Origin of the sequence: Bacillus sp. UMB0728, from assembly GCF_002858875.1 — a bacterium.
Taxonomy (GTDB): domain Bacteria; phylum Bacillota; class Bacilli; order Bacillales; family Cytobacillaceae; genus Bacillus_AB; species Bacillus_AB infantis.
Window position 1 is genome coordinate 753,619 of sequence record NZ_PKLA01000002.1, and the last position, 14,020, is coordinate 767,638.

A 14,020-nucleotide genomic window follows, 5' to 3' on the forward strand; every position below is an offset into this window, starting at 1 on the left:
AAACACATGCGCGTAACGCAATCAATGCTATCCAATAATATGCTCCGCAACCTGGGCAACAGCTACACAAAGCTTGGCAAGCTGCAGGACCAGATCGCCACCCAGAAGAAATTCACAAAGCCTTCAGATGATCCTGTTTCTGCCATGCTAGCCATGAACTACCGGACCGATCTCAATCGGATCGAACAGTTCCAGCGGAATATCGGCGAGGCCAAGAACTGGATTGACAGCACGGATGATGCTTTGGATAAGGGTGTATTGGCACTGCAGAGGATCCGTGAGCTGACTGTACAGGCGAGTAATGGGACGCTTGAAGGCAATCAAAAAGAACATATCATGGAAGAAATCAAGCAGCTTAAAGAACATCTGATCGATGTAGGCAATACCCAGGTCGGCGGAAAGTATATCTTCAATGGCACCAAGACCAATGAAGCTCCACCGGGTGACGGGACGTTTGGGACAGGCGCCATCAGTCTCGAGGTTTTTTCTAATATCAAGATTCAGGTCAATATGAGCGGTGACGAGATTTTTGGTGATATGCTGAAAGGCAGCGGCAATATTGAAGGTCTGGTAAAAGCACTTGATGAAGATAGCAGTGACATTGAGGACTATATTGGCAAGGTGGATGAATATATCGATAAACTTCTTGCCTCTAGGGCCAAAATCGGCGCTAAGCAAAACCGGATCGAACTGATGGATGACCGCCTTCAGCAGCAGGAAGTCTTCTCCACCCGCATCTTGTCTGACAATGAAGATGTGGATATGGAAAAAGTGATCATGGAGATGACCACCCAGGAAAGCGTCCACCGTGCTGCTTTGAGTGTAGGCTCGCGAATTATTCAGCCATCACTGATGGACTTTTTAAGATAAAAAAGAAAGCTATCCCAGTGATAGCTTTTTTTCATAGAGAGGAGCGAAGAGGGATGAATATACCTCAATTAAGGCTGGAATCGACCTTCATACGCCTCGGCCTGAATATCGATAAGCCAGTACAGGAAATCCAGCAGCCTCAGGCGATTCAGTCGATTGAACAGCCGCAGGCAAAGCTGGAAATTGAAACGACTCCAGGAAAGCTGACCATTGACCAAACCAAGGCAAGAGAAGATGTTGATTTAAAGTCGCTCACTGTACGGGTCGCAGAGTTTGCCCAAAACGGTTATCAGGACTGGCTTTCGGGACTTGGAAGAAGAGCGGCAGAAGGCAGTGAGCTCATGAAAATCGAGAATGGCGGCAATCCGATTCCCGGCCAGGCAAAAGCCAACAGCGAGGGGCCAGAGATGCAGTTCAATATCGGCTGGGTGCCATCACATTTCAGTGTGAAGCTACACTACGAGCCTGCACAGGTCAAAATAAACGCCACACCGCAAAAGCCGATCATCTCAGCAGAGACCCAAAAGCCGGTCCATCATTATACACCAGGAAAAGTCACACCCGAAATACTCGAAAAAAACAGCCTGACAATCGACTTTGTCAGCAATGAATAAGGAATGTGGTGAAAATATGAACCTGCAAACAAAGTTTCATGGAGAATTAGAAATAAATGAGGAAAGAGTCATTCATTTTAATACTGGGATACCTGGGTTTATCGATGAAAAGGAATTCTGCATCCTCCCAATAGAGGAAACGCCTCTATTCGTATTGCAGTCGGTAAAGTCTTCAGAAACTGCCTTCATCCTGACAGACCCCTTTAGCTTTTTTACAGACTATGAATTTAATCTGCCGGAAGAGGTGACCGAGGCATTATCCATTTCAGCTGATAAGGACGTTGCCGTATTTGCCATCTTAACCGTTCAGGAGCCTTTTGAAAAAACAACCGCCAACCTCCAGGCACCGGTCATCATTAACCAGAAAGAAAAACAAGGCAAGCAAGTCATCCTGAATGGAACTTCCTACACAACAAAGCATCTGCTTATAAACAAGGAGGGGAAATAAATGCTCGTCCTCACCCGCAAGACAAAAGAATCAATCATGCTGAATGACGATATAGAAATTACCGTTGTCTCAATTGATGGAGACCAGGTCAAACTCGGCATCAACGCCCCTAAGAACGTAGAGATACATAGAAATGAGATCTATCTCTCCATCCAGCAGGAAAACAGCAGCGCCACCAAAACAGAAAGCGAGCAGCTGGGCAGCCTAACCTCCTTCTTTAGACAAAAATAACTAAAAAAACTTTTATTTTTTGTTAAACATTGTCTAAACCGGCCGATATTAACTATGTAACCAGCTAACCTAAAGGCGGCCGACTTTAGAAGGGCTGAAAAATTAACCACATGGATGTGGGACAAACACTCAAGGAGGAAAATAGTAATGAGAATTAATCATAATATTGCTGCGCTTAACACATATCGTCAGTTGAACAGTGCATCTGGTGCACAATCAAAATCAATGGAGAAATTATCTTCAGGTCTTCGTATTAACCGTGCTGGAGATGACGCAGCAGGTCTTGCAATCTCTGAAAAAATGCGTGGGCAAATTCGTGGGTTGGATATGGCATCTAAAAACTCGCAAGATGGTATTTCTTTAATCCAAACTGCTGAAGGTGCTTTAAACGAAACACATGACATTCTTCAACGTATGCGTGAATTATCAGTTCAATCTTCTAATGATACAAATACTGCTGATGATAGAGCTGAGATTCAAAAAGAAATTGACCAACTTGTTAGTGAAGTAGATAGAATTGGTAATACTACCGAATTTAACACTAAAAAGTTATTAAATGGTGGTGCGGGTTTAACAACTAATTTTACTGCTGAAACAGTAAACGGTGCAAATGTGGATTGGATTAACGTTTCTGGTGGTACAGCAGATACAAAAATCGGAAATGTTGCGATAACTGCAGCTACGGCAGCGACTGGGGCTACTACAACTTTAACTGTAGCAACTACAGCTGGAAGCAAGACAATTGACATTAATGGTGTAAGCTTAACTTACACTGCTACTGGAACTGCCGATACTGATGGGGCAGCATTAGCGCAATTAATTAATGATAATAAAGACAAATTAGGTGTTTCCGCAACTTATACTGCTGGAACAGATGCACTAGCAATTACAACTAGCGGTGTTGGTTCTGCTGCTAATTTAACAGTAAACGCAGCAGCTGGTGAAATTGCGGTCGGTGCAACAGCGGTTGACACTTATGGTAGCGATGCAACAATAACTGAGGCGACAATTGGAGCTAATTATGTAGCACGTGGTAATACAATTACTGTTACAAGTGGAAACCTTGAAGGACTTGAATTGCAATTAAATGGAAATGTTATGCATGCTACTGGTGCTAACAATGATGCTACATTTGATATTACTGCCAATGGTTCTCTTGCATTACAAATTGGTGCAAACCAAGACCAAGAGATGGGAATCTCAATTGGTGATATGAGAGCTTCTGCTCTAGGTGTAGCTAGCATTAATGTAACTTCCCAATCAAGTGCTTCAAATGCTATTACAACAATCGATGCTGCTATTAAAACAGTATCAGCGGAACGTTCTAAACTAGGTGCTTACCAAAATCGTTTAGAGCACACAATTAACAACTTGAATACATCTTCTGAAAACTTAACTGCTGCAGAATCACGTGTACGTGACGTTGATATGGCGAAAGAAATGATGAACCAAACTAAAAACTCTATTCTTTCTCAAGCAGCACAAGCAATGTTGGCTCAATCGAATCAACTGCCTCAAGGAGTATTACAACTCCTGAGATAATTGATTAAAAGGGCGTCTAGCTTGGCGACGGGCTAGAGTATAACTGGGTGAATTGCTGGAACTTCCTAAAGCTTCATCAACCACAACGTAACTGGAAACGGTCAGCGTGAAGGTGTGAAAATGATGAGGATGAAACAATGGATAATCAGCAGCCAAGCTCCTGTGAGGAAACTCTGGAGAAGGTTCAACGACTAGAGAACACGGTCTAAGGCAAAAGCTACGACTATGAATCTCGTAGGGCAGTAAAAGCTGTTCGAAGTGCCCAGCTCCATGGAAAGCATGGATGAAGATATAGTCTTTTCTGTGACCGAAAGGCATAGCGGCAAAGCAAGCCAACCAACAGCCACAAGGAGTTCTACAACTTCTTCGTTAATATTAAGATCAGGAGAGACTCTAGTTTTGCTAGGGTCTCTTTTACATAATAAGGGGCAAAAAATTTTTAATAGGATGGATAATGAACAGAGAACAGCAAGAACTAACCAAGTTCCTGGAGAGCAGTTGGGATATTGTATAAAGACAAGTTGAACGATTTTTTGGTTGTATAGAGAAGAGAAATTCATTCCCTGGAAATTCAATTACATTCTTTTGTCCATTAGAAATAGAAAGGTGGTGTATTTATGGATATAGCAATGATGTCTATGGCTCTAAGTCAAGGAAAGGTCCAGCAAGAGGCTTCACTGTCTGTTATGAAAATGGCTATTGGAGATGTGAAGCAACAAGGTGAGGCCCTGCAGCAGTTGATGAGTCCATCCAATACGGCGGCTTTGCAGCACGCTGCCCAACCCCATTTAGGGGGAAACATTGATTTAAAAGGGTAGGATGTACATTAGGGTAGCCAGTTGTAATTGATCTTTCTCAGGCTAATGGCATTCTGTCACTATCTGAATTTTATCCAACGATTCAGAGAAAATTTGATGAAGATGCAGTGTCTATCCATTCTAATTTTTGAAGGGTATACCGGCGCAACGTTGTCAATTTATTATTAAAGAGTTTTACCTTTTCACTTCATACAAAAAGAGGCTTTAGCATGCTAGAGCCTCTTTTTACACCCAACATTTAGTAGCACTCTGTGTTAGACCATATCAGCAGCACGCAGTTCCCTCAGTTTATAAGTAACCGACCAATAAGTGCGGCCAAGAGCCGATGCCATATCGCTTACTGTGTAACCTTGCTCCTTCAGTTTTAACAGCATTTCAATTTCCTCATTCGAATAGTTCCTGTACCTTTCTGAACAAGAAGCAATAATATCATATCCGGGGTATAACTTCTCGAGCAGACTCTTTTCTTTTTGAAAGCGCCAAGCCCAATTTGTTTTGTAGTACATGCTGGGACAACTTGCAGTGACGGGAGAAATGTAATCGAGAAAGGCGAAGGTATCTTTAACAGAGGTGAATTTCAAGGCTACATTCTTGCCATCCTTAACAGCTAGAAAATGAAATGTAAAATTAAAGGTCTCTTGGATGTGCTGGCAGAGTAGTTCAAGCTGTTTGCGGGGGAAGTTTTGCAGTGCAAGCATGATGGAAGGTGTCAAATAGATGATGCTCTTTTTATGATTAATTCTTTTAGTTATGCACAGAGTTCCGTCATCCATATACAATGCTGCGAGGAAATGTGGCAGGTCACAGAATCTCAATAGAGTTTGAGGAATTTGTTTATTTCCGCCGTTGTCATAAAAGTACGGATACAATTCTGTAAATAGTAATTGGGAAGAAGACCTCAAGGTGCAGCTCTGAGGTGTGAGGTACAGCAGTTCAGGAAGAAATGCTTGCTTCCATTCGCGGTATTCTTTCTGCTTGGCCCCATAGTGCTCTCGATAGCTGTTATTTTTTCTTCGGGATCCCTTATACAACTTTGTGATTTCGCCATCACCAAGGATGCTGGCGGCTAAGATATTCTGCTGAATGGGAGTGAGTTTATTAAATTCCATGAGCTAATCCTCCTAATAAGGAACGTTTGTTCTTATTATAACCTTTTTTGCCCTCTGGGATAAAACGAGAAGAGGTAAAGAGGTATTTTTTCTAAAATATTTTCGTGTCCAGCCGATATAATTAACATGAACTAAGAATAGGGGGATCCTCCATGATTGAGAGGCTTTCAGGACAGAGCGTCGCCTATTCAGCTAGAACTTCATCTCATGATAATGTAGACACTCAGAAGATAAAGGATCAAGTAAGTACTGACAATTTTCAAAAAGAAACTGTTGGAACGATTGAAGTTAAGAAAGAAAAGTTGGACGATATCATCGATGGAATGAATGAGTTCCTGCAGCCATCCAATACTTCGCTTAAATTTGAGCTCCATGAAAAACTGAATGAGTATTATGTGACCATTGTCGATGATATTACTCATGAAGTGGTAAAAGAGATTCCTTCAAAAAAGATGCTTGATATGTATGCAGCGATGACAGAGTTTGTCGGGCTGATGGTAGATAAAAAGATATAGGTTGGTGAAAATATGGTACGGATCGGCGGCCTGGCCAGCGGGATGGATATTGACCAGCTGGTAAGTGATTTGATGAAGGCTGAAAGAATGCCACTGGATAAAATCAATCAGAAAAAGCAATATACTGAATGGCAGCGTGATGATTACCGTTCGATGAATAAAAAACTGCTTGAGCTGGACCAATTGATTTTTGATGGAATTGGGAAGCAGGGTTCCTATATAAAGAAAAGTATCAGCAGTACGAATCCGGATGCAGTGGGCATTAAAAACATCAATTCTACTTCTGAATTTTCAGGTTCCATAGAAGTCACAAAGCTGGCAACTGCTGCAACTATGCACAGTCTTGCTGAAATTAGCATTGATCCTTCAGAGAAATTAGACAAAACGTTTACTGATAATCAAGAAATGAGTTTTACCATTAAATCAGTTACAAAAGATGGAACGCTTGAAAGCGAAGGTTATACCTTAACTTTTAAGCCCTCAGATGAATCAATTAACAGTATTATCAGTAAAATCAACTCCAACTCGAATGTTACGGCATTCTTTGATGCGAACACAAAGAGAATTTCCTTCACCGCAAAAAATACAGGTGATGTTAAAGGTCAACCTGAAATTAAATTAGAAGGGGACTTTTTAACAGATACTTTGAAATTAAGCTCTGATAATGTGGCAGCATCAAGTACTGATATAACAGTAGGAGGCACAGTGATTGATGCTGGTTCTGCCGGCAGCAATGCACAATTCACTTATAATGGTCTCCCAACTGAGCGTTCCTCCAACACATTCCAAATTAACGGAGTTGAATTTTCTCTTAAAAAAGAGAATACAGGAAAAGTCACCTTCTCCTCTTCTCCCGACGTCGACGCTATCATGGACACGATCGTCAAATTCGTCGATAAGTACAATGAAGTCATCGAGGAAATAAATGATAAGACAGATGAGAAGAGATACCGTGACTTCCAGCCATTGACTGCCGAGCAGCGCAAGGAAATGGAAGAGAAGGATATCGAACTGTGGGAAGAGAAGGCGAAGAGCGGTACGTTGAGAGGGGATTCCATTTTGACGGGCAGCCTCAATAAAATGAGGAGCGATCTTTATAGCCCGGTTAGCGGGTTGTCAGGCATTAACCAGCTCGCTCAAATTGGCATTACCACTACCAGCAATTATCTGGAAGGCGGGAAGCTTACTATAAAGGAAGATGATTTGCGGAAGGCCATCTCTGAAAATCCGAATGGGATATATGAGCTTTTTCAGAAAGAAGGCTCTACTGCTTCTGAACAGGGACTTGCCCGGAGATTAAGAGATTCTATCAAGTCAACGATGACTGATATTGAGGCAAAGGCCGGAAAAGCGTCGAGTGTAAATAACACGTTTACAATTGGCAAGATGTTAGATGGCTTCGATAAGCAGATCACCCGTTTCGAGGACCGTTTGACACAGGTGGAAAACCGCTACTGGTCCCAATTCACCGCCATGGAAAAAGCCATCCAGCGCTCGAACGAGCAGATGGCGTACCTGATGCAGCAATTCGGAGGATAATCACCGCCACTGGGAATACAGTTTTGAAAGGAAGTGTCCTATATGACCACAAAAAATCCATATCAGTCATATCAGCAGAATTCGGTTACGACGGCTTCGCCTGGGGAGCTGACGCTGATGCTTTATAATGGCTGCCTGAAGTTCATCAATCATGCGAAGAAGGCAATTGCTGATAAGAATATTGAAGCGAAGAATACAAACATCCAGAAGGCGCAGAACATCATCAGGGAGCTGATGGTGACGCTGAATATGGATCTGGAAGTTTCAGAGAATATGATGTCGCTCTATGATTATATGAACCGCCAGCTTATTGAGGCGAATTTGAAAAGTGATGCAGCAATCCTGGAAGAGGTGGAAGGCCTTGTGACTGAGTTCCGCGATACATGGAAAGTGGTCATCCAGGTGAACCGCCAGAAGCAGTTCAGCCAGGCGGGGCAGATTTAATGAGCCAAGTTGAGCGGTTATATGCTCTAACGGTCAAGCTGATTGAGCGGCTGGAGCAGGGCAAAGACCGTGATGAAAAGATAGGTTGGATTGAAGCTGCTCTTGAAGAGCGGGAGCAACTGATGAAAGAGGTCCAGCCGCCGTATTCAGAAGAGGAAAAAGCCCTTGGAAAAAATCTGCTTGACCTCAATATCCGTTTGTCGCAGCTGCTGCAGAAGGAAAAAGCGATGATCCAGAAGGATATCAAGGGCCTGTCCGTTAAGAAAGAATCGAACAATAAATATATGAATCCATATCAATCGATGGCAACGGACGGTATGTTTTACGATAAACGAAAATAGGTGGCTTCTATGATTAAACTCGAGGAAAATCAGCATATATTAATTAAGGAATATCAGGACTTGCTTATAACGGTCGAAGAGGCACTTGAATACATCGTGGCGAGCTTTGACAATCTTGAGAAGACTGAAGGCGACCGATTACTTTTGGATGTATTCCAGGCGCTTCCTTATATTGCCAGTGCCAGTGAACAGCTGAGCAGGCTGTTTGAAAAAGAGTCTTCCTCTCTTGAAGGAGCTTTAGCATCATTTCATGTGGTGGCGGAAAAAGCTGCAATGCTGGAAGGGAATTTCGGCGATCTTGAAAAGAAACAGGAGATTATCCGTGAACAGCTTTATCCGGCTTATACAGGCTGGAGCCAAAAGGTTCAGCAAGAGCTTTCATCTTATACACAATCCTGACCGTCTTTTATTGGCGGTCTTTTTTCTTTTCTGAAGCCGGAGGCATTGATGCAGCTGAATCGACACGCTTTCGACAAATGTTTTCAATTTATCTCAACGTTTTTGCAGGACTTTTCTGGGGTACAGTAGAATTATATTTACATAGTCTTAATAAAATTTTAAGGCTAGGCTTTTTCAGGGAGCGGCAGCTTTAAGGCCGCGGATGCCTGTGAGAGCTTTACTGTATAATGAAAAGGAGGAGTTCATCTATGAATTATAACATTCGTGGTGAAAACATTGAGGTAACTCCAGCGATTAGAGAATACGTAGAGAAGAAAATTGCGAAACTGGAAAAATATTTTACTGAAACTCCTGATGCAAATGTACATGTAAACTTAAAAACGTATAATAATAACCGCTCCAAAGTGGAAGTGACCATTCCGATGCAGAATCTGGTGCTCCGTGCTGAGGAGGATCATGAAGATATGTATGCGGCGATCGATTTGATTGTGGATAAGCTGGAACGGCAGATCCGCAAGCACAAAACGAAGGTGAACCGCAAGTTCCGTGAGAAGGGAAGCCCGACGCTGATGTTTGCTTCTTTTGATGAGCCGGAGGCCCCTGTCCTGGAAGAAGAGGATAATGATCTTGAGGTTGTCCGCCAGAAGAGCTTTGATTTGAAGCCGATGGACAATGAAGAGGCGATCCTGCAGATGAACCTTCTCGGCCACAGCTTCTATGTATTCACAAACGCAGAAACAAACCGCACCAATGTTGTCTATAAGCGTAAAGATGGCCGCTATGGCCTGATTGAAGCTCAATAAGAATAAAGAGACCCTGCTCCCAATCGGAGCAGGGTCTTAATATGGTTAGAGAATTTAGGCAGCGGTGCGCTTTCTCTTTTTCCCGCACCTGACGCATTCATCATTATAGTAGCTGTATTTGTGGTTCTTTAAAAAGAAACAAAAGAGAGCTTTAACCTTCAAGTCCGTTCACTCCTTCGAATGTTATACCCTCTACTATACTATAAAACCTTAAAAAAACCTTCTTTTATACTAAATAAATTACATATAGTGGATAAAAATTCTTTATAAAGAAAAAGTCAATATGTTCTTTATGTCGAATTTTAAGATGTTTTGAAAGCTTGGCTGCACGAGCTATACCCTCGGCGGATTCTTAACCTCCAGCACGGAAACAGCCTGATACCCGGATTCAAGAATACTTACAAGGGCCGCAGCCATGATAAACTGTTTGATTTGCCTCATATTCATTTTTCTCTCCATTAACCCTGAACTATAGTTATTTCATCTAAATCTGCACTTTTAACGCCCTCATTAAAGATCATACGCGTCTTAAAACGGTAGGAGCGCTTTTTGCCGGACGGCTGCAGTGTCTCCGGCAGAGTGAAGTGGAACGGCATATGGTTGCATTCATCCGATTCAATTTTTTTCGTAGTCAGGATGGTGGTAGAGTCTACTACACTCTCTCCAGTTTCATCAGTGAAAACCAGGTCGCACTCAATACGTTTGATCTGCTGGTCGATTGTGCCTCCCTCGATGTTGAAATAACCGCAAATGCTCTCGCCCGGATGGTAGCTCAGCTTTGGCAATATAAGGTCGATCCTCGCCGACCCGACACCGATCAATGACATATACTTTCGTAAAAGCAACATAAATCTCTCCTATTAGTTTTTTTGTGTTTTATTATTTTGTTAGTCTTTGGATGTCCTGTTTAAACTTCATTTGGAAATTTCTCTGGTTACATTCTCTGCTCCTTCTGGCATTCCAGCCACAAAGCTCTTTTCTTTTCATATGCACGCCTGCAGCGATTTACCACACTTGTCTGCCAAAAAAGGCGCCTGTCCCGCAACGAAAAGAGGCCTTTGCCATGCTGAATCATCCAGCGCGGCAAAGGCCTCTTTGAGTGCATAAATAAAGACCTTTGCCGTTCAGGCAAAGGTCTGGCTAACAGAATCAGGTCTGCCAGCAAAGCCGAGAGCGGATGCTCTGTAATGACGACTATGCTGTAAAAGCTACTCCCCTTTGTGGGAGACGTGCTATGAATTTATAGGTTTATTGTACAAAATTTCGCCGGGAAAATCAATTGTTTTCACTAGGTATGCTAAAGATTTTTCAACTGAAAATAAGAAATCGAGCTTAGTATGTGGAAATGGATGTCCTTTTATTATTTTTGCCCGCACAGACGGAACCATTGCTGCATGGTAACGAATTAAAGTAAATGGATAGGCAAAGGGGTTATAGAACGTTATAATTAGAAAATAATAATAATTAGCGCAGCCCTCCTGACATTGTGCCGGAGGGCTGCCGGATGCCTGTTCATAGGCAGGCTGGAAAGGATGAAAAGGTGAATCAGTCATGAAGCATGCAGACATATTCTTGGCCTTTTTCAGGGTAGGAATCCTGGGCTATGGCGGAGGCCCGTCCTCTATTCCGCTCGTCCATAAAGAAGTGGTGGAAAAATATAAATGGATGGATTCAGATGAGTTCGGCGATGTGCTCGCGCTCGGCAACGCGCTTCCGGGACCGATTGCCACGAAAATGGCCGGCTATATCGGCTACCGGGTTGCAGGAGTCTGGGGGATGCTGAATGCCATCATCGCGACAATCGTGCCGACGATTATCCTGATGGTGCTTCTCCTGACCGTATTGAACTCCTACAAAGACCAGCCATGGGTTCAGGGGATGTCAACGGCCGTTGTGCCTGTTGTTGCCGTCATGCTCGCCACTTTGACTTGGGATTTTGTGAAAAAGTCAGTCAAATCAAATCTCGGCTGGGGCTGGACACTGGTATTTGTCGCTGGAAGCCTGGTTATATTGGAGGTCCTGAACGTTCATCCTGCCATCATTATTTTCGCTTTATTGCTCGGGGCGCTCCTTAAAAAAGACAGGGCCGGCAAAAATGGGAAAAGGGAGAAAAGTTCAGCATGATTTATATCCAGATATTTTCAGCATTTTTTATCCCCGGAATCCTTGGCTATGGCGGCGGACCGGCTTCCATCCCGCTGGTTGAGAATGAAGTGGTCGGCCGGTACGGCTGGCTCAGCACAAGTGAGTTCAGCGAGATGCTTGCCATGGGGAATACATTGCCAGGACCGATTGCCACAAAGATGGCCGGCTATATCGGCTATGATCAGGGCGGCGTCCTGGGTGCTATTGTCGGCGTTTTTGCCACCGTTGCCCCGTCGCTGATCCTGATGATCGGCCTTCTCGGATTGCTCATGAAATACAAGGAATCGCCGCGGGTCAAACGGATGACGGTTGTCATCAGACCGGTTATCGCCGTCCTTCTAGGACTCATGACGTACGACTTCCTGTTTTCCTCTTACGAAGGTGCCGGCTTCTGGCAGACCATCTTCATTGGGCTTGTCAGCCTGGTGCTTATGGAAAAGTTCAAGGTGCACCCTGCGTATGTGATTGCCGGATCGCTTGTTTATGGCGGGATATTTTTAGCGTGATGAGAAAAAAGAACCAAATCCAATTGGATTCGGTTCTTTTTTCATTAACTCACCTTAAACTTTCCAAGCTCACGTTTCATTTCCTCAGTCAATGCTTCAAGTGCTGAAACCTTATCGCCGACCTGCTCGAAGGAGCGGAGCTGGGCATCGGTGGAAGCGGAAATCTCTTCTGTCCCGGCTGCCGTTTCTTCTGTAACAGCAGACACATTTTCAATCGCCGCGATGACCTGCTGGCTCATGCTTGCGGATTTTTCGGTGCCTTCCGCCAGTGTTGTGAGCTGGTCGTAAATTCCGGCAACATGTCCGGCGATGGTGAAGAAGCTGTCTTCTGTTTCTTTGATGGATCCGAGCTGTTCGTCGGTCAGCTTGCTGCCGAGCTCTGTTGCATTCAGTATGGTGGAAACACCCTGCTTGATGCTGGAAACCATGCTGGTGATCAGGACAGTGGCTTTTGAGCTATCGTCTGCGAGCTTGCGGACTTCTTCCGCGACAACGGCGAAACCTTTGCCTGCCTCGATGGCTGCATTCAGCGCAAGCAGATTGGTCTGCTCAGCGATTTCCCTGACCGTATGGGCCGCATTCTCTATTTTGCCGGTATAATCGGCGAATTCCTGGACGGACGCTTTGATTCCTTCTGATGAGCTGGAGAGCTGTCCGGCGAAGCCTGCCTGCTTTTCCAGTGACTTGCGGCCGGCATCGATGGAGCTCATGGCTTCCATGCTTGCCTTGAGCGAGTTCTGGCTTTCCTGCTGGACCACCGTAAAGTTGTCGCCCATGCTGCGCATCAGTTCTGCAGTTGACTGAATGTCCTCGGAAATCGCCTGGCTTCCTTTAGCGAGCTCCTCGGTGGAAACAGCAACCTGGCTGCTGCTTTCTGTTACGCTCTCCATATAACCGGATACTTCTTTTGAAAAAGTGGACACTTGCTTTCCTACATCATCTATCGATTCGACGGTAGATTTTACATTGCCAATCATGTCTGCAAAAGCAGAGCGCAAAAGGTCTATTTCAAATTTGCTGGACGGCTTGGCCTTTTGGATTTCGATGGTCAAATCTCCCCTGGCGACCCGTCCTGCCTGCTGGACGATTTCATTGAGCGGCATTGTGATCTTTCTGGCTGCCAGCCATGAAAATCCTCCGGACAGAAGAATCAGCAGGATGCTGGCAATCAGGGATGATGTGACAATGAAGTTGATCTGTTTTTCCATCTGAAAGGTTTTGGCTTCATACCATTCTTCAGCCTGCTTGTCGAGAAGGTATAAATCATTCATGATTCCTGCAATGCGGATGGATTGCCGCTTGATCTCCGGCTGGTTCCCGCTTTTAAGGGCATCGCCTGCTTCTTTTGTCAGGATGCTGAATTTATTTTCGGCTTTTGTGAAGGTGGCTTTCTGGTTTGCTTCACTTATGGCGGATTTCAGCTGTTTCATGTCTTTTTCAATTTTCCCGAGCATTCCGGCAGCTTCCTGCTTATTAGCACCAGTGCCGGTCACCGCAGCGCTCGCCAGTGATTGCCTGGCACTGACAAATTCACCGTTCAGGGTTTCTATCTGCAGCAGGACCTCTACATCCTCTTTGGAGGAGCTCTGAAGCTCAAGGATCTGGCTGATCATATAACCGATGATTACAGTTGATAAGATAAGGGGGATGATGGCAATCATCATCAGTCGGTTGCGCAATCTCATGGTGCAGCCTC

Annotated in this window: 16 protein-coding genes and 2 pseudogenes; 15 read left to right on the plus strand and 3 right to left on the minus strand. The window is 44.2% G+C overall.

Annotation, left to right across the window (positions count from 1 at the left end):
• The first annotated feature begins 6 nt into the window (after positions 1 to 6).
• The 7 genes and pseudogenes from flgL (at position 7) to CYJ37_RS09350 (ending at position 4,523) form a co-directional block, all read left to right on the plus strand.
• Positions 7 to 870: a flagellar hook-associated protein FlgL gene (gene flgL / locus CYJ37_RS09325; protein WP_101549359.1), complete on the plus strand. Its 864-nt coding sequence runs from the start codon at positions 7 to 9 to the stop codon at positions 868 to 870.
• 53 nt (positions 871 to 923) lie between these two features.
• On the plus strand, positions 924 to 1,484 hold the full coding sequence (locus CYJ37_RS09330) for a DUF6470 family protein (RefSeq protein WP_101549361.1): 561 nt from the start codon (positions 924 to 926) through the stop codon (positions 1,482 to 1,484).
• A gap of 16 nt (positions 1,485 to 1,500) precedes the next feature.
• Complete coding sequence (gene fliW, locus CYJ37_RS09335; protein WP_101549363.1) at positions 1,501 to 1,932, plus strand: flagellar assembly protein FliW; 432 nt, start codon at positions 1,501 to 1,503, stop codon at positions 1,930 to 1,932.
• On the plus strand, positions 1,933 to 2,163 hold the full coding sequence (gene csrA / locus CYJ37_RS09340; RefSeq protein WP_101549365.1) for a carbon storage regulator CsrA: 231 nt from the start codon (positions 1,933 to 1,935) through the stop codon (positions 2,161 to 2,163).
• A gap of 147 nt (positions 2,164 to 2,310) precedes the next feature.
• Positions 2,311 to 2,667: pseudogene (locus tag CYJ37_RS28010) on the plus strand (flagellin N-terminal helical domain-containing protein); the annotation flags it as partial.
• A gap of 786 nt (positions 2,668 to 3,453) precedes the next feature.
• Positions 3,454 to 3,705, plus strand: a pseudogene (locus CYJ37_RS28015) (flagellin); the annotation flags it as partial.
• A gap of 617 nt (positions 3,706 to 4,322) precedes the next feature.
• On the plus strand, positions 4,323 to 4,523 hold the full coding sequence (locus CYJ37_RS09350; RefSeq protein WP_101549369.1) for a YjfB family protein: 201 nt from the start codon (positions 4,323 to 4,325) through the stop codon (positions 4,521 to 4,523).
• A 254-nt stretch (positions 4,524 to 4,777) separates the two neighbouring features.
• On the opposite strand, the gene CYJ37_RS09355 is transcribed toward CYJ37_RS09350, so the two are convergent.
• Positions 4,778 to 5,632 carry a DNA endonuclease gene (locus CYJ37_RS09355; RefSeq protein WP_101549371.1) on the minus strand — a complete coding sequence of 285 codons (855 nt, stop codon included), beginning with the start codon at positions 5,630 to 5,632 and terminating at the stop codon, positions 4,778 to 4,780.
• A gap of 152 nt (positions 5,633 to 5,784) precedes the next feature.
• Between CYJ37_RS09355 and flaG the strand changes: the two genes are divergently transcribed.
• From flaG to hpf, 6 genes are all read left to right on the plus strand, one after another.
• Positions 5,785 to 6,147: a flagellar protein FlaG gene (gene flaG / locus CYJ37_RS09360; RefSeq protein ID WP_101549373.1), complete on the plus strand. Its 363-nt coding sequence runs from the start codon at positions 5,785 to 5,787 to the stop codon at positions 6,145 to 6,147.
• 12 nt (positions 6,148 to 6,159) lie between these two features.
• A complete protein-coding gene (locus CYJ37_RS09365) occupies positions 6,160 to 7,686 on the plus strand; it encodes a flagellar hook-associated protein 2 (RefSeq protein WP_101549375.1) in 1,527 nt (508 codons plus the stop codon).
• Positions 7,687 to 7,728: 42 nt separating this feature from the next.
• Positions 7,729 to 8,130, plus strand: a complete 402-nt coding sequence (fliS, locus tag CYJ37_RS09370; RefSeq protein WP_101549377.1) for a flagellar export chaperone FliS — start codon at positions 7,729 to 7,731, stop codon at positions 8,128 to 8,130.
• Complete coding sequence (locus CYJ37_RS09375; protein ID WP_101549379.1) at positions 8,130 to 8,471, plus strand: flagellar protein FliT; 342 nt, start codon at positions 8,130 to 8,132, stop codon at positions 8,469 to 8,471. Before fliS ends, CYJ37_RS09375 begins: the two co-directional genes overlap by 1 nt.
• 9 nt (positions 8,472 to 8,480) lie before the next feature.
• Entirely contained in the window at positions 8,481 to 8,870 is a 390-nt protein-coding gene (locus CYJ37_RS09380; protein ID WP_101549381.1) for a hypothetical protein, read from the plus strand.
• A 248-nt stretch (positions 8,871 to 9,118) separates the two neighbouring features.
• The gene (gene hpf / locus CYJ37_RS09385) at positions 9,119 to 9,673 is read left to right on the plus strand and encodes a ribosome hibernation-promoting factor, HPF/YfiA family (RefSeq protein ID WP_009792993.1); all 555 of its coding nucleotides are present in this window, start codon (positions 9,119 to 9,121) and stop codon (positions 9,671 to 9,673) included.
• A gap of 458 nt (positions 9,674 to 10,131) precedes the next feature.
• Here the strand turns inward: hpf and CYJ37_RS09390 are convergent, their stop codons facing one another.
• On the minus strand, positions 10,132 to 10,521 hold the full coding sequence (locus tag CYJ37_RS09390) for a sporulation protein (RefSeq protein ID WP_257964208.1): 390 nt from the start codon (positions 10,519 to 10,521) through the stop codon (positions 10,132 to 10,134).
• Between the two features lie 703 nt (positions 10,522 to 11,224).
• Here CYJ37_RS09390 and CYJ37_RS09395 point away from each other — a divergent pair.
• A complete protein-coding gene (locus tag CYJ37_RS09395) occupies positions 11,225 to 11,797 on the plus strand; it encodes a chromate transporter (protein WP_101549383.1) in 573 nt (190 codons plus the stop codon).
• On the plus strand, positions 11,794 to 12,324 hold the full coding sequence (locus CYJ37_RS09400) for a chromate transporter (protein WP_101549385.1): 531 nt from the start codon (positions 11,794 to 11,796) through the stop codon (positions 12,322 to 12,324). The genes CYJ37_RS09395 and CYJ37_RS09400 overlap by 4 nt, the downstream gene beginning before the upstream one ends.
• 44 nt (positions 12,325 to 12,368) lie before the next feature.
• On the opposite strand, the gene CYJ37_RS09405 is transcribed toward CYJ37_RS09400, so the two are convergent.
• Entirely contained in the window at positions 12,369 to 14,009 is a 1,641-nt protein-coding gene (locus tag CYJ37_RS09405; RefSeq protein WP_101549389.1) for a methyl-accepting chemotaxis protein, read from the minus strand.
• Positions 14,010 to 14,020 lie beyond the last annotated feature (11 nt).

Excerpts from the sequence above, each read along its gene's own strand:
- CYJ37_RS09400 (WP_101549385.1), top strand. The coding sequence starts at position 11,794 with ATGATTTATATCCAGATATTTTCAGCATTTTTTATCCCCGGAATCCTT.
- CYJ37_RS09405 (WP_101549389.1), bottom strand. The coding sequence starts at position 14,009 with ATGAGATTGCGCAACCGACTGATGATGATTGCCATCATCCCCCTTATC.
- CYJ37_RS09375 (WP_101549379.1), top strand. The coding sequence starts at position 8,130 with ATGAGCCAAGTTGAGCGGTTATATGCTCTAACGGTCAAGCTGATTGAG.
- csrA (WP_101549365.1), top strand. The coding sequence starts at position 1,933 with ATGCTCGTCCTCACCCGCAAGACAAAAGAATCAATCATGCTGAATGAC.
- fliS (WP_101549377.1), top strand. The coding sequence starts at position 7,729 with ATGACCACAAAAAATCCATATCAGTCATATCAGCAGAATTCGGTTACG.
- CYJ37_RS09330 (WP_101549361.1), top strand. The coding sequence starts at position 924 with ATGAATATACCTCAATTAAGGCTGGAATCGACCTTCATACGCCTCGGC.
- fliW (WP_101549363.1), top strand. The coding sequence starts at position 1,501 with ATGAACCTGCAAACAAAGTTTCATGGAGAATTAGAAATAAATGAGGAA.
- hpf (WP_009792993.1), top strand. The coding sequence starts at position 9,119 with ATGAATTATAACATTCGTGGTGAAAACATTGAGGTAACTCCAGCGATT.
- CYJ37_RS09390 (WP_257964208.1), bottom strand. The coding sequence starts at position 10,521 with ATGTTGCTTTTACGAAAGTATATGTCATTGATCGGTGTCGGGTCGGCG.
- flgL (WP_101549359.1), top strand. The coding sequence starts at position 7 with ATGCGCGTAACGCAATCAATGCTATCCAATAATATGCTCCGCAACCTG.
- CYJ37_RS09355 (WP_101549371.1), bottom strand. The coding sequence starts at position 5,632 with ATGGAATTTAATAAACTCACTCCCATTCAGCAGAATATCTTAGCCGCC.
- CYJ37_RS09350 (WP_101549369.1), top strand. The coding sequence starts at position 4,323 with ATGGATATAGCAATGATGTCTATGGCTCTAAGTCAAGGAAAGGTCCAG.
- flaG (WP_101549373.1), top strand. The coding sequence starts at position 5,785 with ATGATTGAGAGGCTTTCAGGACAGAGCGTCGCCTATTCAGCTAGAACT.
- CYJ37_RS09365 (WP_101549375.1), top strand. The coding sequence starts at position 6,160 with ATGGTACGGATCGGCGGCCTGGCCAGCGGGATGGATATTGACCAGCTG.
- CYJ37_RS09395 (WP_101549383.1), top strand. The coding sequence starts at position 11,225 with ATGAAGCATGCAGACATATTCTTGGCCTTTTTCAGGGTAGGAATCCTG.
- CYJ37_RS09380 (WP_101549381.1), top strand. The coding sequence starts at position 8,481 with ATGATTAAACTCGAGGAAAATCAGCATATATTAATTAAGGAATATCAG.